Source organism: Microbispora bryophytorum, from assembly GCF_006874465.1.
Lineage (GTDB): Bacteria > Actinomycetota > Actinomycetes > Streptosporangiales > Streptosporangiaceae > Microbispora > Microbispora bryophytorum.
Genome location: NZ_VIRL01000018.1, coordinates 62,968 through 80,902, shown reverse-complemented (window position 1 = coordinate 80,902; position 17,935 = coordinate 62,968). Strand labels below are relative to the sequence as shown.

The following is a 17,935-nucleotide window of genomic DNA, read 5'->3' as shown; positions in this document are numbered from 1 at the left end:
CGTGACCACACAGGCGACCCCTCCCGGCTCCGGCCCCGCCGAGCCGCCCGCGCCGATCAGTGAGCTGATCGTCCGCGCCGAGCGCTGGTTCCGCGAGCAGCCCGACGTCATCGCCTGCCAACTCGGTGGCCGCACCCCGGCGGCCACCACCTACGGGCAGCTGTCGCGGTCGGTGGACCATGCCCTCGCCGCCCTCGCCGAGGCCGGGATCCGCCCGGGCATGCGTACCGGCCTGCTGGTGCCGCCGGGCCCAGAGCTGGGCGCGCTGGTCGTCGCCCTGGTACGGCTCCGCGCGGTGCCGGTGCTGGTCGATCCCGGGCTGCCGCTCGACGCGATCAGGCGCTGTCTGCGTCAGGCGGCGCCCGAGGCGTTCATCGCGATTCCCGCCGTTCAGCTGGCCAGGAGGCTGCTGGGCTGGACCCCCGACGTCCGCGTTTCCATCACGGTCCCCACGCGGCGGCGGCGCGGCTCGGCATGGACGTCACGCGGACCGGTACGGTGGCCCCCCGCCGGCCCCGACGACCTGGCGCTGATCGCCTATACCTCCGGATCCACCGGCCCGCCCAAGGGCGTACCGCTGCGTCACCGGCACCTGACCGCGCAACTCGACCTGCTGGGCGCGCTGGGCACGGTGCGACCGGGCACGCCGGTGTTGTCGACGTTCGCGCCGTTCGCTTTGGGAGCGGCGGCGTTCGGGGCGACCGTGGTGATCCCGGACATGGACCCGCGGCATCCGGTGCGGGCCGACCCGGCCGCTCTGGTCGCCGACATCCAGCGGTATCGCGTGGCCGGGATGTTCGCCCCTCCCGCGCTGCTGGACCGGCTCGCACGGCACTGCGCCGCCCGCGGCCTGGTGCTGGACACGCTCGGCGACGTGGTGTCCGCCGGGGCGCCGCTGCCGATGCCGGTGATGGAGCGCCTGCGCGGCTGCCTGCGTGACGAGGCGCGGGTGCTGTCGGTGTACGGCGCCACCGAGTGCATGCCGGTGGCCGCGATCGAGAGCCGGCTGCTCGCCGAGCACGCCGCGGCCACCGCCGCCGGGGCGGGCACCTGCCTGGGTCCTCCGCTTCCGGGCGCCGAGGTGCGCGTCATCGCCGTCACCGACGACCCCATCGAACGGTGGAGTGAGGATCTGGTCGTGCCGTCCGGCACGGTCGGGGAGATCACCGTGGCCGCCCCCACCGTCAGCGATCCCTACCTGGACGATCCGGGGGCCACCGCGCTGGCCCGGATCCGCGATGGAGACCGCGTCTGGCACCGGATGGGCGACGTCGGCCGGTTCGACGGGCACGGACGGCTCTGGTTCGCCGGACGCAAGTCGGAGCGGGTCCGCACGGTCGGCGGCGACCTGCACACTGACCAGGTCGAACCCGTCTTCGCCGCCGTGCCGGGGGTCCGCCGCACCGCACTGGTCGGCGTCGGTCCCGCCGGCGCGCAGCGAGCGGTCCTGATCGTGGAGCGCGAACCGGGGTCCCGGGACAACGGCCGGATGAAGGAGGACATCCTCGATATGGCGGCCCGTCATCCGCACACCGCGGAGCTTCGGGAGGTGCTGTTCCACCCCGGATTCCCGGTCGACGCCCGGCACAACAGCAAGATCCGCCGGCACGAGCTCGCCCGGTGGGCCTCGCGACGCGTCCGGGCGGGCCGATGACGACAGTCCTGGTGACCGGGGGCGGCGGCTTCCTGGGAGAGGCCGTCTGCCGGCGGCTGGCCGCCCGCGGTGACACCGTTCACGCTCTCCAGCGTCACCGCAGCCCCGCGCTGGCGGCTCTCGGGGTCACCCAGCACCTGGCCGACGTCCGCGACCGCGCGGCGGTGCTGGCCGCCGTCGAGGCATGCGAGGCGGTCGTGCACTGCGCCGCGAAGGCCGGCGTACACGGTCGGGACCGGGACTACGAGGAGATCAACGTGTCGGGGACGCGGAACGTGCTGGACGCCTGCGCGCGCCACGGGGCACGCCTGGTCCACACGTCCTCGCCGAGCGTCGTCCACGACGGGCGGGACCTGGAGGGAGTGGACGAGTCCGTGCCCTACGCCCGCCGTTTTCCCGCCGCCTATCCGCGGACCAAGGCCGAGGCCGAGCGGCTCGTCCTCGCCGCTGCCGCCGCCGGACAGGTCACGGCGGTCGCGTTGCGTCCGCATCTCATCTGGGGGCCGGGAGATCCGCACTTCCTGCCCAGGCTGGTGGCGCACCACCGCCTGCTGTGGCTGCCGGGCACGACCGACAAGAGCATCGACACCGTCTACATCGACAACGCCGCCGACGCCCACCTGCTCGCGCTCGAACGGTTACGTCCCGGATCACCGCAGGCGGGCCGGGCCTACTTCGTCACGCAGGGCGAGCCCTGCGGCTTCGGGGAGTGGCTCAACCTGCTGCTGCGCGCCGCCGGGTTGCCCCCAGTGACCCGCCGGGCACCGCTCGGACCGGTCCTGCGGGCGGCCCGGCTGCTGGAGCGGGCTCGCCGGCTCCCGTGGACGCCGCACCTGCCACCGCTGTTGTTCCTGGTGGAGCAGGCATCGACGGCGCACTGGTTCGACATCTCCGCGGCCCGCCGCGATCTCGGCTACCGGCCCCGGGTGAGCATGGCGGAAGGACTGGCCCGGCTCACCGCCCACCTGTCCGCGGGGAACACCCGGTGACCGGGTTCCCGGACTACCCGTTCGCCTCCCGGTGGTTCGCCCACCCGCGCCGTGACGGCCTGCGCCAGCAATACCTGGACGAAGGGGCGGGACAGCCGGTGCTGTTCCTGCACGGCAACCCTTCCTGGAGTTACCTGTGGCGGCGGCCGATACTCGCCCTGCGCGAGGAGTTCCGCTGCATCGCCCCCGACCACATCGGCATGGGACTGTCGGACAAGCCCGGAGCCGACCGTTACCCCTACGACCTGGCCGCCCGCGTGGACGACCTGGACGCCTTGATCGAACACCTCGTCACCGCCGGAGGCGCCCCCGAGCACGGGTGGACACTCGTGCTGCACGACTGGGGCGGGCCGATCGGCATGACCTGGGCCTGCCGCCACCCCGGCCGGGTCGCCCGCCTGGTCCTGCTCAACACCGCGGCCTTCCCCAACCCGCACGGCGAACGCGTGCGTCCCCTGCTGCGGCTGCCGTTCCGGGTGTTGCGCGACACCCGGCTGGGAACGCGCCTGTTCCTGCGCCACAACCTCTTCGCCCGCGGCGCCACCTGGCGGCCGCTGGGCGTCCGGCGCCGGATGCCTGCCGCGGTGCGCTCGGCGTTCCTGGCCCCCTACGACCGGCCCGAGCACCGCGTGGCCATCCAGCGCTTCGTCCAGGACATCCCGTTGCGCCCCGGCGACCCTTCATGGCCGGTGCTGCACGGCACCGGCACGTCGCTGGCGCAGTTCGCCGACCGGCCCATGCTGATCGCCTGGGGACTGGGCGACCCGGTCTTCGACCGCGCCGTGCTGGGTGAATGGCAGCGGCGCTTTCCCGCCGCCCGGACTCGCCTTTATCACGGCGCGGGCCACTACCTGCTGGAAGACGCTCACGCCGATCTCGTCCCGGTCATCCGCTCGTTCCTGCGCACCCCGCCTGGCGCGTGACGCCGCCTCTGGGTCATTCCACCAGCGCGCCGAACACGTAGCTCCCGGGAGCGCTCGGGTTGTCGCCCGCCCAGAACTCCGTCCAGTGGGTGCGGAACTCGTCGCGGGTGAGGTGGCCGTCGCCGTCCAGGTCCAGGCGCGGGAAGATCTCGTCGGTCGCCGCCGGCGTCCCGTTCCACGTCTCGACGAGCACGCCGTACTCGGAGCGGGAGATGAAGCCGTCCCCGTCGAGGTCGACGGCCTCGAACATCGCGTCGGCGGTGGCGGAGACGGCGTCCGCCCTGTCGCCGAGTCCTTCCACGACGAGGAGCACCTCGTCGAGGGTGACGGCGTCGTCGCCGTCGGGGCCGGAGGCGGTCTGGAGCACCGGCCACCAGCCGGTCATGACGGCTGCGAGTCGCTCCGGGTCGACGGATCCGGCGACGGCCGTCCATCGGCGGGCGAGCGCCTGGAAGTCGGCCTCGGTCAGCCGGCCGTCTCCGTCCACATCCATCGCCCGGAAAACTCCGCCGACCTTCTTCCGCTGGAACTCACTGGCCACATCTGCCTCCACTCTTCGGGAAGACTCCATGTTGCCAATGAGTCACTTTGGGTGATCATATACAGTAGGTGACTAATCCGTTACGGTCATGACGCCGGGGAGGCCGGTGACTGCTCGTGGGGCAGCAGGAACCGCCAGGAGAGCACATAGGTCGTCCCCGAGCCGGTCCTGAAGAGCGGCCGGTCGGACTGCTGCCCGGCGGGAACCGCCTTGGTGAGCGCACTCGCCGCCGCCCCCTCGACGTCCTCCTGCCAGACCGGGTCCACCACGCCAGAAGGCTCAGGAACGCCCTCGGGCCACGGCGACGGCTTGCCCTCCGCCGACTCGGCCCCTTCGGCGACCATCCGGACACGGGTGGCGACATAGTCGGCGCCCTCCGCGGCGGCCCGGGTCGCCAGGCCCTCCATCAGCTTCTTGGCGTCCACCAGCTGCTTCGGATAGAAGTCCGCAAGCTGTTCCAGGGCCGGGACCCGCACCTCCAGCGACTTCCCGTCCTTGCCTCGTACGCCGAGGACGGTGTCGGGCAGGTCCGTCACCGACGGTGCACCCGGCTTCGGCGCCGCGGTCGGCGGCTGCCCGGTCAGGTATTTCTCCATCCGCGCGACCACCTCGCCGGCCTCGGCATCGGTGAGCGTCATCTGCTTGCTCGCATCGACGATCACCAGTCCGTCGCCGTACAGCACCACCCTGGGCGGACGCAGCACGTTCGTGGTCGCGGTCACGAACCCGCCTTCCGCGCCCCACAAGGCGACCGGCTCCGCCGGCACGTCGGCGACCGCGGCCGCCGATGTGTCCGATTCCACTCCTCCACAGGCCGCGGTCAGCGCCGTCACCGCCACGAGCAGGATCATTCGTAGTCTCATGCCTCCACCACGTAAGCACTCTCACCTTGGTTCATCCGACTCCGCAACTACACAGGACCGCCCGTGGGGAGGAGTCGCCGGCCGGCTTCTCGTGCGGTCGGCGGGCAGGGCTCTTCGGGGGCGCGGGCGGGGTTTTGCGAGACAGTGGCGCGGGAACGACGTCGCGCCGTGTAGTGTTCGGAGAAACAGGTTGTGTCGAAGTCCCAGTTTGCGTAACAGCGCCTGCGGAGCTATGACAGCGGGCGTTACCGTACGGAGCCGAGGCTTTCCCAAGGCGGTCGGTCGCAGCAGCCCGGGGATCACACCCGTGGTCCTCGAGATCGTCTTATCAAGGAGAAAGCAACATGGCTCAGGGAACCGTCAAGTGGTTCAACGCCGAAAAGGGCTTCGGCTTCATCGCTCCCGACGACGGCACTCCGGACGTCTTCGTCCACTTCTCGGCCATCGACGCCGGCGGCTACCGCTCGCTGGAGGAGAACCAGCGGGTCGAGTACACCGCGGGCCAGGGCGCCAAGGGCCCGCAGGCCGAGCAGGTCCGTCCGCTCTAAGCGACGCTTCACCGCCGATGCCGGGCACATAGTGGCCCGTCATCCGACGACATCCAGCCCCGGGCTCCTCACGGAGTCCGGGGCTTTGTCATGCGGGTTGCGCCGGTCGTTCGGGGCGGCAGACCTCCACTGACGCCTCGCCCCTTCAAGGCCCGGCGGAGCGGGTCAGCGGATGAGGGCGCGGGTGAGGAGCTGCTGCAGGACGTCCTGCTCCTCGGGGGCCAGAGGGGCCAGGGGGGAGTTTTCGGAGAGCAACTCGAGGAGGCGTCGGCGGAGCTCGGTGCCCTTGGGGGTCAGGACGAGCTGCTTGGCGCGACGGTCGTCGGGGTGCGGATGCCGTTCGAGGTAGCCCTGCTCTTCGAGGCGATCGGCGACGAAGGTGACGTTGGAGGGCTCGCAGCCCATCCGTTCGGCGAGTTCGCGCAGGGTCATGGGGCGGGTCAGCTCGCACAGCGCGGTGCCCTGTGAGGCGGTCAGACCGAGAGTGGCCGCCCGGCCCCGGATGTTGGCTTCGATCTGATTGGACAGGACCTTGACCAGCCCGCACAGCTCGCGGTCGGTCGGGGCTTGGGTCTCGCGCTCGGTGGCCACCGCACGAGTCTACTACAGTTCGAATAGTTGCAGTTAGAGCTATTCTAGTTGTAACTTCTGGCTCGTAGCGCCGCTCCGGCGACACCTCTTCACGCACGAGGTAGGACCACATGGCCACGACAACCGATTTCGACCGCGCACGGCTGACCAGCGCACCGCGGGTTCGTTCGCTCCACATGGGCGAACTGAAGATCACCTATGTTCCGGACGGGCTGTGCCTGTGCAAACCGCGCGGCTGGCTGACCGGCGCCACCGACGCGGACTGGGCGGCCAACCGCGATCATCTCGACCACGACGGCTTCCTGCCCGCGGCCATCGGCGGGCTGCTGGTCGAGCGGGGCGACCGGGCCCTGCTCATCGACACCGGGTTCGGACCCGAGTCCCACCCCGACGACCCGGCCAACCCGGTCATCGGAAGCATCTACGGCGGTGAGATGCCGGACGGGCTGCGGCGGCTGGGCCGCGAGCCGCGCCAGATCGAGGCCGTCGCCATCACCCACCTGCACCTCGACCACCTGGGCTGGGCCTGGAGCGCCGAGCCTGGCACCGACGCGCCGCCGTTCGCGCACGCCACCCACTTCGTCGCGGCACCCGAGTGGGAGCGGCGCGACCTGGCCGCCGAGGGCGGGGCGACCGAGGAACGTCTGGCCGCCTTCGCGCCCCGCGTCCGTACGGCCGAGGACGGCGAGGAGATCTTCCCAGGCGTGCGGGTCTCATACTCTGCCGGACACACCTTCGGCCACACCACGTACACCATCACCGGCGGCGACCGCCGGCTCATCGCGTTCGGCGACGCGATGCACGCGCCGATCCAGGTCACCCACCCCGAATGGGGCTGCGTGCTCGATCACGACCCCGCCGAAGCCACCGAGCAGCGCCGCCGCCTGGTCGAAGAGCTGAGCCGCCCCGACACCATCGGCTACGGCAACCACTTCGCCGACGTGGTCTTCGGACGCGCCGAGCGCCGCTCCGACGGCCGGTTCACCTGGGTACCCGTCGCCTGACCGTCCGCCATCCAGTGGTGCGCTCCCTGGAACGGGCCGCGCCACCACGCGCTAGAGAAACAGAGAACTGGTATGAAGCACATCAAGCTGGGGGACCTGGACGTCTCCCGTATCGGTCTGGGCTTGGTATCGATGTCCTACGCCTACACAGGAGCCGGCACGGACGACGCCGAGTCGATCCGCACCATCCACCGGGCCCTGGAGCTGGGTGTCACCTTCCTCGACACCGCCGAGGTCTACGGCCCGTACGTCAACGAGGAACTTCTCGGCAAGGCGCTCAAGGGCCGCCGCGACCAGGCCGTGGTGGCGACGAAGTTCGGCATGATCTCCCATGCGCACGGCGGGCCAGGACATCTCGACAGCAGCCCGGCCAACATCCGCACCGCCGTCGAGGGCTCGCTCAAGCGGCTGGGCACCGACTACATCGACCTGTACTACCAGCACCGGGTCGACCCGAACACGCCCATCGAGGACACCGTCGGGACGCTGGCCGAACTGGTCACCGAGGGCAAGGTCCGCCACATCGGCCTGTCCGAGGCTGGGCCGGAGACGATCCGCCGTGCCCACGCTGTGCACCCCATCGCTGCCGTCCAGTCGGAGTATTCCCTGTGGACTCGGGAACCGGAGGCACGGGTGCTGCCGCTGCTGCGCGAGCTGAACATCGGCTTCGTGCCCTACTCGCCGCTGGGCCGCGGCTTCCTGACCGGGCAGATCCGTTCCACCGTCCACTTCGACGACACCGACTTGCGCAAGAACAACCCACGCTTCACCGGCGAGAACTTCCAGCACAACCTGCGCATCGCCGACGAGGTCCAGGCCATCGCGGCCGACGCGGGTGCCACTTCGGCGCAGATCGCCCTGGCCTGGCTGCTGACCCGGGGCGACGACATCGCCCCCATCCCCGGCACCAAGCGCGTGGCACGCGTCGAGGAGAACTCCGCCGCCGACGCCGTGGAACTGACCGCCGAACAGATCAAGAAGCTCGACGACCTTCCCCCGGCCATCGGCGACACCCACGACGAAGCCGGCATGCGTACGCTGGAGCGTTGACCGGGCCCAAGTTGTGACCACACGAACGCGCCCTTGCCGTTCGCGCGCGGACGGCATCACCCCCCACGAACTCCGACCGACACCGTTCCTCCCCGAGCTGAGGATTTCGTCATGCCAACTGATTTCCGCTGCGCCGTGCTGGACGACTACCAGAGGGTGGCACTCGGGCTGGCCGACTGGTCGCGGGTCCGGGCCACCAGCTTCCACGAGCACTTCACGAGCAGCGACGAGCTCGTGGCGGCCATCCACGACTGCGAGATCGTGGTCGCCATGCGGGAGCGCACGCCGTTCCCCGCCGAGGTGTTCGACCGCCTGCCCCACCTGCGGCTACTCGTCACCACCGGCATGCGCAACGCCGCCATCGACCTGGAGGCGGCGCGGGCGCACGGCGTCACCGTGTGCGGCACGGGCGGCGGCTCGACCTCGACGGTCGAGCTGACATGGGCCCTGATCCTCGGCCTGGCCCGCCACCTGCTGCCCGAGGCGACCGCGCTGCGCGCCGGCGGCCCCTGGCAGCACACCATCGGCACCGACCTGCACCGACGCACCCTCGGGCTGCTCGGCCTCGGCCGGATCGGGTCGCAGGTGGCGGCGATCGGGCGGGCGTTCGGCATGGACGTGCTGGCCTGGAGCCAGAACCTGACGCGCGAGCGGGCCGAGGAGTGCGGCGCGCGGCCGGCCCCCGGCCTGGACGCCCTGCTCGCCGACTCCGACGTCTTCTCCATCCATCTCGTGCTCGGCGACCGGACGCGCGGACTCGTCGGCGCGCGGGAACTGGCGCTGATGAAACCCACCGCCTACCTGATCAACACCTCGCGGGCGGCGATCGTCGACCAGACCGCCCTGGCGTCCGCGCTGCGCGAGGGGCGCATCGCAGGAGCCGGTCTCGACGTGTTCGAGGAGGAGCCGCTGCCCACGGGACACGAGTTCCGTACGCTGCCGAACGTGCTGGCCACGCCGCACCTCGGCTACGTCAGCGAGCTGAACTACGCGACGTTCTTCCGTGAGGCCGCGGAAGACATCGGCGCCTACCTCGACGGAGCCCCGATCCGGGTGCTGACCTGACTCACCCGGCTGCCGCGCTGGTTCAGCCCTGTATGTGGCCGACGGCGTCGAAGACGGCTGCGGCCACCGCGTCGGGCTGGGACGCCCCGACGGCGTGGGAGGCGCCCGCGATCTCACGGGTTCCGCGCGATCCGGCGCGTTCGGCCATGAACCTCAGCGCCGTAGCCGGAATACTGAGGTCGCGGTCGCCGTGGACGAACCAGGACGGCTTGGTACGCCAGCCCGGCTCGCTCACTGTCAGCCCGTCGGTCAGCGCCTGTTCGGTGACCGGGCGCTGGGTCGCCGCCATCAGAGCGGCCTCATCGGCGTCGAGGTCGGCGCAGAACTGGTGGTGGAAGGTATCCTCGGCGATCCGGAACTCGTTGCCGCCGGAGGAGACCGGGTAGGCGACCAGCGCACCGCCCAGGCTGCTGCCCTCGAACTTGCCGGACAGCGCCAGCGCGCTCTCTCCGGGCTCGGGTGCGAAGGCGGCGACGTACACGAGGGCCTGCACGGCGTCGTCGCCGGCCGCCGCCTGGGTGATCACCATGCCGCCATAGGAGTGGCCGACCAGGACGACCGGCCGTCCGATGCCGGCGATGACGTCGCGCACGTAGGCGGCGTCGCCCTCCACGCTCCGCAGCGGGTTGGCCGCCGCGACGGCGGTCAGCCCGCGGTCGTGCAGACGCTGAATGACGCGGTTCCAGCTCGCCGACTCGGCGAAGGCGCCGTGGACGAGGACGACAACGGGCTGTTCTGCGGTGGTCATGAGTTCGCCTTTCCGTACTTCGACGGCCTGGGTGACGGCGGCGCCGGCCGCCGTCGAGCGGGCGGGGTTGAGCATCATGAAGTCGTGCGGGGTGCGGGTGTGACGGACGCCGGCGATGGGCACTCCCGCCGCCGTCCGCCCAGGTCACAAGGTACCGATCAGGCCGCCGTCGATGACGAAGTCCGCGCCGGTGACGTTGCCGGCGCGCTCGCCGGCGAGCAGGACGACGAGGTCGGCGACCTCGTCCGGGCGGGTGAACCGGCCGGTGACCGAGTCGGCGGCGGCCTGCTTCGCGACCGCCTGCGACTCGCCGCCGTCGCGGCGGGCGAGCGTGGCGGCGACGCCGTCCGGGCCGAGCCACAGGTCGGTGGAGACCGGCCCGGGGCTGACGGTATTGACCCGGATCCCGTGCGGGCCCAGCTCCTTCGACAGAGACTTGCTGAAACTCGCCAGGGCCGCCTTCGCGGCGCTGTAGTCGATCACCAACGGGTCCGGCAGCGACGCGTTGACCGAGCTGACGGACACGATCGCGCCGGAGCCCCGGCCGAGCATGAGCGGCAGCGCCTCGCGGGTGGCGCGCACCGCGGACAGGAAGTTGACGGTCAGGGTGGCGAGCCAGTCCGCGTCGGTGACGGACGCGAAGCCGCCGGTGCGCGGGCGTACCGCGCCGACGTTGTTGACCAGGATGTCCAGGCCGCCGAAGGCCGCGCCGGCGGCCTCGACCAGTTCGGCCGGGCCGTCCGGGGTGGCGAGGTCCACCGCGACCGGGCGTACGCGGCCCTCCGCCGCCAGCGCGGACAGCTCGGCGCTGATGTGCCGCGCTCCGGCGGTGACGCTGACGCCCTCCGCGGCGAGCGCCCGGGTGATCGCCAGCCCGATGCCCTTGCTCGCGCCGGTGACCACGGCGGTCTTGCCTGTCAGATGCAGCTCCACGACGGGCCTTTCTGCGGGACGCGGCCCCGCCCCCTGGGGGCCGCGTGCGGGTTCAGCGGACGGACTTGGCGGCGGCGACGATGACGTCCACCACGGCCTGCGGCCGGGACAGCATCGACAGGTGCGACGCGGCGACCTTGGTGACGTGGCTGTGCGCCCGGTTCGCCATGGTGGCCTGCAGAGACGGCGGCAGGATGCCGTCCTTCGTGCCTATCAGGTACCAACTCGGCAGCTTCTTCCAGGCGGGCGGCCCGGACGGCTCCTGCAGCGCGCTCAGCGCGATCGGGCGTTGCTCGGCGGCCAGCCGGACGGCCGTGGCGGCCGGCAGATCCCCCGCGAACGCCTGCGGGAACACCGCCGGCTTGATGTAGAGGTCGACGTCTCCGACCGGCGCCCCGGGGTAGGCCACGACGTCGAACAGCGCGCTGGGGTCGCCGCCGCCCTGCAGCCCGAGGACCGTCTCGCCCTCGTCGGGCGCGAACGCGTCGACGTAGACGAGCGCCTTCACGTCGGGGTCCGTGCCGGCCGCGTTGGTCACGACCGCGCCGCCGTAGGAGTGGCCGACCAGGACGACCGGGCCGCCGGTCCGCTGGGCGAGGAACGCCGACAGGTAGGCGGCGTCGGCGCCGAGCCCGCGCAGCGGGTTGGGCGCGGCGAGCACGGTGTACCCGAGCCGTTGCAGCCGGCCGGTCACGTCCGACCAGCTCGACGCGTCGGCCCAGGCGCCGTGCACGAGAACGATGGTCGGCTTGGGGTGGTCGGAGCGGCCGGCGGCCGACGCCGGGGCGGCGAGTGTGAACAGGGCGAGGGCGGCCAGCGCGATCATCGCACCGCGCCGGCGGAGGGGTCGGTTCGTCATCGTTGAATACCGCTCTCAGTCGAGGAAGCCGAGCAGGTGGCGTGTTGACCGGTCGTCCTCATGGAACCGTGCCGGGGCGGGTCGCCGAATCAGGGAAAAACCCCAGTGTGTCCACGGGGGGGTTCAGGCTGGTCTGGACGCGCCTTGGAGGAGCGGGGCGAGTTTGCGGCGGGAGGTGATGTCGAGCTTCCGGAAGATCTTGTTGAGGTGGTATTCGATGGTCGAGGTGCTGAGGAACAGGCGGGCGGCGATTTCGCTGTTGGTGGCTCCGGAAGCGGCGAAGGTCGCGATCTGCTTTTCGCGGGGGGTCAGGGCATCGGCGTCGGGGGCGGTTCGCTTGCGGGGGTGCTCGCCGGTCGCCGACAGTTCGGCTCGGGCTCGTTCGGCGAACCCCGCGGCGCCCATTCCCGTGAACATCTCGTAGGCCGTTCGGAGCTCGAAGCGCGCGTCGCTGCGGCGCTTGTGCCGCAGGAGCCATTCGCCGAACAGGAGGTGGCTTCGCGCGACTTCGGTCGTGATCCGCGTGTGGCCGAGCAGCTCGATCGACTCCTGGTAGAGCCGCTCGGCGTGCTCGCCGTCGACCATCAGCGCCCTGCAGCGGGTGAGCAGGCCGAGACCCCAGGCGGTGTCGGCGGCCAGGGCGCGCTCCTCCAGACGGGTGAGGGCCGCCTTCGCGGCCACATGGTCGCCGCTCCGCAGTCCCGCCTCGACGATCTCGTGCAACGATCTGGTGCCCGTGCCCGGCCTGTCGGCGTCAAACGACGGAAGGACGCAGGCCAGTGCTTCGGCGTAGCGGCCGAGGCTCAGCTCCAGCACCGCCAGGCTGTTCCCGGCGAAGTCGACGAGACCGGCGGTCGAGCCGGCCCGCGCGGCGGCCGCCAGCGCCCGCGTCTCGGCCTCTCTGCCGCTCCATGCCAGGAGCTCGATCCGCGGGATGTCTCCGGAGGACGGTTGCCCGATCATGCTGGACAGATCGGCGAGCTCGTCCTGGAGCGCACCCGCCGCCGAGAACCGGCCCGCGCGCAGCTCCCACATGGACCCGACCATGAGTGTGGTCCGCAGCGCGCCCAGCGCTCCGTTCTCGCGGTCGAAGGCTTCGAGCCGCTTCCACGCCCGCCATCCTCCCTCGTCGTCCCACACGTCTTCGGACGCGAACATGCTGACGACCGCCAGCGGCAGACCGTCCTCGGCTAGGCCTCCGTCCGTGTGCAGGGCCTCCAGCGCGCCGCGCAGCAACGGCACGGCGGGCCGGTGGCCGACGGCGATGCGTGTGGCATAGGCGTTGAGCAGCAGGTCGGAGAAGGTCGATTCCGCCGACCCCATCGCAGGTGAGGCCAGCACCGCGCGAGCGAGGCCCTGCGGGGTGACTCCGACGGAGTGGTCGTAGGTGATCAGAGCCACCTGGAGTGCTTCGAACATCATTTTCCGCGACAGGCGGGGATCCTGGTCGGCGATCGACTCAGCGGCCTCCAGGAGAATCGCGGGGGTGGCGGCGACCTGGCCGAGGTACAGCTCGGCCGTCGCCCTTATCTGCCGCGCACGGGCGCGCAGCACGGGACGGTCCAGGCCGAGCTCGGCACGTCCGAGCATCTTCCGCGCCGCGGCCGAGTCCCCGACCATGACGTAGGCCTGTGCCGCCGCGACGAGCCGTGCGGCCTCGTCGCGGACGTCGGGAGTGAGCTCCGCCGCGCGGGACAGGAAGGCGGCCTGCTCCGCGTGGCCGCCGCGGGAACGTGCGTGCTCCGAGGCTCTTTCGAGCTCCGCCGCAACCTCTTCGTCGAGGCCGATGGTGGCATGCGCGCGATGCCACGCGCGGCGGTCCCGGTCGCGATCCGGATCGCTCACGGCGGCGAGGGCGGCGTGGACGCTGCGCCGCTCCACCGCGTCGGCGCCCCGGTAGACGGCGGAGCGGATCAACGGATGCCGGAAGTCCAGCGAGCCATGGTGGGTGAGAACGCCCGCGGACAGCGCGGTGTCCGCCGCGCTCGCGGCGATCCCCAGATGACCGGCGGCCCGCCAGAGCAGCGACTGGTCTCCGGGCGGCGCGGCGGCGACGACGAGGAGCAGCGTCCGGGTGTCCGCGGGGAGGGCCTGGATCTGCTGCAGGAAGTGCGTTTCGAGGAGCCGGCCGACCGGGAGGGGGCTGGGCAGGGGGGCGCGGCCCGACAGCTGCTCAGCGGTGAGCGTGCGGGCGAGCTCGATCAACGCCAGCGGGTTGCCGCCGGTGCCGGTGACGATCTTCGCGGCCACGGCGTCGTCGAGACGTCCGGCAGCGCTCGCCGACAGCAGCCTGCGGGCATCGCGTACGGGCAGCCCGGACACCGTCATGACGGGCAGCCCGTCGAAGAGGGCCAAACCGTCAGAGCGCGGGCGGATGGCGAACAGGAGCCCCACGGCTTCGGCATGGAGGCGGCGGGCGACGAACGCCAGGGCTTCCGCCGACTCCCGGTCCAGCCATTGCACGTCTTCCACCACGCACAACAGGGGCTGGACGGAGGCGGCGTCGGCGAGAAGCGTGAGAGCCGCCATGCCGACGAGGTACCGGTCGGCCGCGACCGCGGCCACCTGGCCGAACGCCGAGCGCAACGCGTCGCGCTGCGGGGTGGGAAGGCTCTCGATACGAGACGACCACGGGCGCAGCAGGCGGTGCAGCGCGGCGAAGCCGAGATGTGCCTCGGACTCCACACCGACGATCCTGGCGACGCGCACGTCCGGGCATCCCGTCGCGGCCTCGTCAAGGAGCCGGGTCTTGCCGGTCCCGGGCTCGCCGACCAGCACCAGCACGCCGCTCAGCCCTTCCTGGACGCCGGCCACAAGACCGGCCAGGACGCGTTGTTCCTCGATGCGGCCGATGAGCGGCCGGTCGGCGGCACGGTCGGCGGCACGGTCGGCGGCGCGGCCGGCCAGGCCCTCAGGGAGAAGCGCGAGCACGTCGCGCGTGACTGCCGTCATCGGACGGCGGACTGGCGGATGAGCTGGGCGACCGCGGCGGGCTGGGAGACGTGGACGGCGTGGCTGCCGATCGCCTCGACGACGAACGATCCGGCGCGTTCGGCCATGGCGCGCTGGGCCGGTGGCGGGATCATCCGGTCCTCGGTGGCGACGAGATACCAGCTGGGCCTGTGCCGCCAGGCCGGCTCGGTGACCGCCCCGGCGAGGGCTCCCACACCCCAGGGGACCTGCGCGTCGGCCATGAACGCGGCCGACCGCGCGGACATGTCGGCGGCGAACGCGGCGTGGAACCTGTCACGGTCGAGACAGAGGAATCCCTCGCGCGCGGGCAGGATCGGCGGCGCCGGCGCCCCGGGCGGCGGGTCGGCGATGAGCGTGCCGGCCGACTCGCCTCTGTCGGGGGCGAAAGCGGCGACATATACCAGTGCCGCCACGTTGGGGTGCGTACCGATCTCACTGATGACGACCCCGCCATAGGAGTGGCCGACCAGGACGGCCGGACCGTCGAGCGCGTCCAGGACCCGGCGGGTCGCGGCGACGTCGTCGTCCAGCGACACCGTCGGGTTCTGCACGATCCGGACGCGGAAACCGTCTCTCACGAGGTCGTCGTAGACGCCGTGCCAGCCGGATCCGTCCACGAAGGCGCCGTGCACGAGCACGACGTTCTCGGTTGTCGTCATGGTCGCTCCTGACCTGGATGAACGGACAGGCTCAACGCCTGTCCTGTACGTCCAATCCAAGTCGCGCGGAAGGAACCGGACCACGCACAACAGCACGAAGAAGTTCCGCGCTCAAACGGCTTGCGCGACTAAGGAGAAGCGGCCGCGAGGTCGCGGCAGCGGTCGCCCTCCGCGGTGTCGCCGACGTCCTCGTACACCTCGGCCGCCCGCGCGTAGGCATGGCGGCTCTCCCCGGTCCGGCCCTCCTCGGCCAGCAGGGCCGCCAGTGTCTCCAGGGAGCGGGCCTGCAGAACGGGCAACTGGACCTGCTCCATGAGACCGGTCGCCTCGGTGAGCGTGATGATCGCTTCGGCCCGGCGGCCGAGCAGTCCCAGACACTCGCCGACGCGGGCAAGCGCGATCGGCCGGGTGAACACCGCGACGCTCGGCGTCACCCCCGACCGGTCGTCGTTCAGCAGGGCCAGCAGATCGAGGTACTGCTCCAGCGCCTCGGTGTGGCGTCCGGCGTCGCGAAGGCAGGTGCCGAGGGCGCCGAGACACTGGCAGTACCGATCCATGTCCCCGTTGGCCTTGTGGATCCCCGCCGCCTGGGTTTCCGCCGCGATGGCCTCATCGAGCCGCCCGAGCCGCCGGAGGGCGCCTCCCGCGTGGTGGTGGGCCAGGGCGATCTGCACCGTGGCGCCACTGCGGGTCGCCAGGTCGATCGCCTGCGCGGTGTAGCGCAGTGTGGTCTCCAGGTCGTCCCGCGGCACCAGATGGACCCAGGCCAGCATGTTCAGCTGTTTGGCCTGCCGGGCGGGATCCCCCAGTACAGCGGCGGCCTCGGCGCCGAGGGTGAACACCTCGTACCAGTGCGGCGCGTGCATCCATCGGTCGGAGAACCAGTTCATCGACTCGGCGCAGTCGAGGATGGCGGAGTGCAGGCCACTGCTCGCCGCGTGGCGCAGCGCGCCCAGCCAGTTGTCCACGTTCACCCGCAGCCAGCGGTCGGCCTGTTCCGGGGAGGACAGTTCGGTGAGATCGGCGTCGGGCCCGGCGGGGCACCTGTAGGCAGGTTCGAACCACCGCCCCGCGGTGGTGGTGGCCATCCGCAACAGCCACGACGCCACCGTCTCGATCAGAGCGTCGCGCTCGGCCGCGGCGTCCTCCGCCTGAAGCCTGTCGCGGGCGAACAGCCGGACCAGGTCGTGGAAGCGATACCGGCCCGACGCGCCGTCCTGCAGCAGGCCGAGGTCCACCAGCTCGTCGAGGGCGTCCCAGGCGTCCTCGGCCGAAATCCCGCCGGCGACCGCGGCCAGAGCGGCGTCGAAGTCCCGGCCCGGCACCAGGGCGAGCCGGCGGAAGAGCTGCCGCGCGGACCCCGCGAGCTGCTCGTACGACATCCCGAACGCATTGGCGATCTTGAGGTCACCGGCACTGAGCTGCTCAAGCCGGCGTTCCTCGTTCGCCAGCCGGGCGACGAGCTCGGCGGCGCTCCAGCCGGGACGGCTGACCAGCCGGTTCCCGATGATCCGCAGCGCGAGAGGCAGGCCGCCGGACACCTGCGCGAGCTGCGTCAGCGCCCGCTCGCCGTCCGATGCGGAGCGGTCGCCCACGATCCCGGTCAGCAGTTCGGTGGCCTCCGCCAGGGGCAGGGGTCCCAGGCTGAGCCGGCGTACCCCCTCCAGGCCCGCCAGCAGCCGGCGGCTGGTGATCAGGACCCGGCCGTGGCTGCCGCCCGGCAGCAGTGGCCGGATCTGCTCCTCGGAGGCGGCGTTGTCGAGCACGACCAGAACGCGCTTCCCCTCAAGCAGCGACCGATACAAGGAGGCGCGATCGGGGACGTCACCGGGCATATCTCGGTCCTCGACGCCGAGCGCACGAAGCAGCAGCGCCAGAGCCTCTCCGGCGGCGACGGGGTGCGGGGACATGCCGAACAGATCGAGGAAGAACACCCCGTCCGGAAAATCGGGTCGCAGGGCATGGGCGGCGCGAACGGCGAACGTGGTCTTCCCCAGACCGGCAGGGCCGGTGATCAGCCCGACGCCGGCCACCCCCGGCGAGGCGTCGGCGTGCACCAGATCGTTCGTCCAGGCCAGCTCCGGGGCCCGGCCGGTGAAGTCGCCGACGGATCGCGGGAGCGCGCACAGACCGGTCGGGCGGGTCCAGTGATCCCGCAGGCGGCCGTCCCGCGCCAGTTCGACGAGCTGCCTGCGGGCGCTCTCATCGAGAGCGAGTGCGTCCGCGAGAGCGGTGACGGTCCGGTGCTGAGGTCCTCTGCTGCGTCCCCGCTCCATGTTGGACAGGCTTCGGGCGCTCACCCCTGAGGCCTCGGCGAGCTGTTCCAGCGTGAGACGCGCCGCGTGCCGATGGCGGCGCAGCACCTCCGCGAAGCTGAGTGGATCGGCGATGGGGACCACTCCTTCTCAGCGGTGGGTCCATGACCCCCGAAGGCCCTCACGGAGGCGTCGATCAACCCGCGCCTGAGCGGGCACCACTAGAAGAGGGAAGCACTCAGTGCCCGGCCGGGACACTAGGGACGCCCCCTAGTCGTCG

Annotated in this window: 16 protein-coding genes; 7 read left to right on the top strand and 9 right to left on the bottom strand. The window is 71.7% G+C overall.

The features are described from left to right. Position 1: 1 nt before the first annotated feature. Genes FLX07_RS27485 through FLX07_RS27475 form a run of 3 tightly spaced genes read left to right on the top strand, consistent with a single transcriptional unit; the run spans position 2 to position 3,566 of the window. Complete coding sequence (locus FLX07_RS27485) at positions 2-1,654, top strand: fatty acid CoA ligase family protein (RefSeq protein WP_208762414.1); 1,653 nt, start codon at positions 2-4, stop codon at positions 1,652-1,654. Beyond that, the gene (locus FLX07_RS27480; protein WP_142574576.1) at positions 1,651-2,643 is read left to right on the top strand and encodes an NAD-dependent epimerase/dehydratase family protein; all 993 of its coding nucleotides are present in this window, start codon (positions 1,651-1,653) and stop codon (positions 2,641-2,643) included. Before FLX07_RS27485 ends, FLX07_RS27480 begins: the two co-directional genes overlap by 4 nt. Further along, positions 2,640-3,566: an alpha/beta fold hydrolase gene (locus tag FLX07_RS27475; RefSeq protein ID WP_142574575.1), complete on the top strand. Its 927-nt coding sequence runs from the start codon at positions 2,640-2,642 to the stop codon at positions 3,564-3,566. The genes FLX07_RS27480 and FLX07_RS27475 overlap by 4 nt, the downstream gene beginning before the upstream one ends. 13 nt (positions 3,567-3,579) lie before the next feature. On the opposite strand, the gene FLX07_RS27470 is transcribed toward FLX07_RS27475, so the two are convergent. Together FLX07_RS27470 and FLX07_RS27465 are read right to left on the bottom strand one after the other, a co-directional pair. Further along, on the bottom strand, positions 3,580-4,107 hold the full coding sequence (locus tag FLX07_RS27470) for an EF-hand domain-containing protein (RefSeq protein WP_189105058.1): 528 nt from the start codon (positions 4,105-4,107) through the stop codon (positions 3,580-3,582). 86 nt (positions 4,108-4,193) lie between these two features. Continuing rightward, entirely contained in the window at positions 4,194-4,970 is a 777-nt protein-coding gene (locus FLX07_RS27465) for a hypothetical protein (protein ID WP_142574573.1), read from the bottom strand. A gap of 344 nt (positions 4,971-5,314) precedes the next feature. Here FLX07_RS27465 and FLX07_RS27460 point away from each other — a divergent pair, with 344 nt between their 5' ends. After that, positions 5,315-5,518, top strand: a complete 204-nt coding sequence (locus FLX07_RS27460) for a cold-shock protein (protein ID WP_142574572.1) — start codon at positions 5,315-5,317, stop codon at positions 5,516-5,518. 165 nt (positions 5,519-5,683) lie between these two features. Here the strand turns inward: FLX07_RS27460 and FLX07_RS27455 are convergent, their stop codons facing one another. Beyond that, positions 5,684-6,109 (bottom strand): MarR family winged helix-turn-helix transcriptional regulator, encoded by a 426-nt coding sequence (locus FLX07_RS27455; protein WP_142574571.1) that lies wholly within the window; start codon positions 6,107-6,109, stop codon positions 5,684-5,686. 110 nt (positions 6,110-6,219) lie between these two features. Here FLX07_RS27455 and FLX07_RS27450 point away from each other — a divergent pair, with 110 nt between their 5' ends. The 3 genes from FLX07_RS27450 (at position 6,220) to FLX07_RS27440 (ending at position 9,228) form a co-directional block, all read left to right on the top strand. Next, the gene (locus tag FLX07_RS27450; RefSeq protein ID WP_142574570.1) at positions 6,220-7,113 is read left to right on the top strand and encodes an MBL fold metallo-hydrolase; all 894 of its coding nucleotides are present in this window, start codon (positions 6,220-6,222) and stop codon (positions 7,111-7,113) included. Between the two features lie 72 nt (positions 7,114-7,185). Next, entirely contained in the window at positions 7,186-8,163 is a 978-nt protein-coding gene (locus FLX07_RS27445; protein ID WP_142574569.1) for an aldo/keto reductase, read from the top strand. Between the two features lie 111 nt (positions 8,164-8,274). Beyond that, the gene (locus FLX07_RS27440; RefSeq protein ID WP_142574568.1) at positions 8,275-9,228 is read left to right on the top strand and encodes a D-2-hydroxyacid dehydrogenase family protein; all 954 of its coding nucleotides are present in this window, start codon (positions 8,275-8,277) and stop codon (positions 9,226-9,228) included. 22 nt (positions 9,229-9,250) lie between these two features. On the opposite strand, the gene FLX07_RS27435 is transcribed toward FLX07_RS27440, so the two are convergent. The 6 genes from FLX07_RS27435 to FLX07_RS27410 form a co-directional block, all read right to left on the bottom strand. Then, positions 9,251-10,099: an alpha/beta fold hydrolase gene (locus tag FLX07_RS27435; RefSeq protein WP_229689910.1), complete on the bottom strand. Its 849-nt coding sequence runs from the start codon at positions 10,097-10,099 to the stop codon at positions 9,251-9,253. Between the two features lie 21 nt (positions 10,100-10,120). Then, complete coding sequence (locus FLX07_RS27430) at positions 10,121-10,909, bottom strand: oxidoreductase (RefSeq protein WP_142574567.1); 789 nt, start codon at positions 10,907-10,909, stop codon at positions 10,121-10,123. A gap of 52 nt (positions 10,910-10,961) precedes the next feature. Continuing rightward, entirely contained in the window at positions 10,962-11,768 is an 807-nt protein-coding gene (locus FLX07_RS27425; RefSeq protein ID WP_223854000.1) for an alpha/beta fold hydrolase, read from the bottom strand. Between the two features lie 123 nt (positions 11,769-11,891). Then, positions 11,892-14,720, bottom strand: coding sequence for a helix-turn-helix transcriptional regulator (locus FLX07_RS27420; RefSeq protein ID WP_142574566.1), 2,829 nt, complete (start codon positions 14,718-14,720; stop codon positions 11,892-11,894). Then, the gene (locus FLX07_RS27415; protein ID WP_142574565.1) at positions 14,717-15,400 is read right to left on the bottom strand and encodes an alpha/beta fold hydrolase; all 684 of its coding nucleotides are present in this window, start codon (positions 15,398-15,400) and stop codon (positions 14,717-14,719) included. The genes FLX07_RS27420 and FLX07_RS27415 overlap by 4 nt, the downstream gene beginning before the upstream one ends. A 128-nt stretch (positions 15,401-15,528) precedes the next feature. Then, the gene (locus FLX07_RS27410; protein ID WP_142574564.1) at positions 15,529-17,799 is read right to left on the bottom strand and encodes a helix-turn-helix domain-containing protein; all 2,271 of its coding nucleotides are present in this window, start codon (positions 17,797-17,799) and stop codon (positions 15,529-15,531) included. Between the last annotated feature and the right edge of the window lie 136 nt (positions 17,800-17,935).

Bases quoted from the DNA above. Each gene is read 5' to 3' on its own strand.
- FLX07_RS27425 (WP_223854000.1), bottom strand. From the start codon at position 11,768: ATGACGAACCGACCCCTCCGCCGGCGCGGTGCGATGATCGCGCTGGCC.
- FLX07_RS27450 (WP_142574570.1), top strand. From the start codon at position 6,220: ATGGCCACGACAACCGATTTCGACCGCGCACGGCTGACCAGCGCACCG.
- FLX07_RS27415 (WP_142574565.1), bottom strand. From the start codon at position 15,400: ATGACGACAACCGAGAACGTCGTGCTCGTGCACGGCGCCTTCGTGGAC.
- FLX07_RS27420 (WP_142574566.1), bottom strand. From the start codon at position 14,720: ATGACGGCAGTCACGCGCGACGTGCTCGCGCTTCTCCCTGAGGGCCTG.
- FLX07_RS27465 (WP_142574573.1), bottom strand. From the start codon at position 4,970: ATGAGACTACGAATGATCCTGCTCGTGGCGGTGACGGCGCTGACCGCG.
- FLX07_RS27480 (WP_142574576.1), top strand. From the start codon at position 1,651: ATGACGACAGTCCTGGTGACCGGGGGCGGCGGCTTCCTGGGAGAGGCC.
- FLX07_RS27440 (WP_142574568.1), top strand. From the start codon at position 8,275: ATGCCAACTGATTTCCGCTGCGCCGTGCTGGACGACTACCAGAGGGTG.
- FLX07_RS27460 (WP_142574572.1), top strand. From the start codon at position 5,315: ATGGCTCAGGGAACCGTCAAGTGGTTCAACGCCGAAAAGGGCTTCGGC.
- FLX07_RS27445 (WP_142574569.1), top strand. From the start codon at position 7,186: ATGAAGCACATCAAGCTGGGGGACCTGGACGTCTCCCGTATCGGTCTG.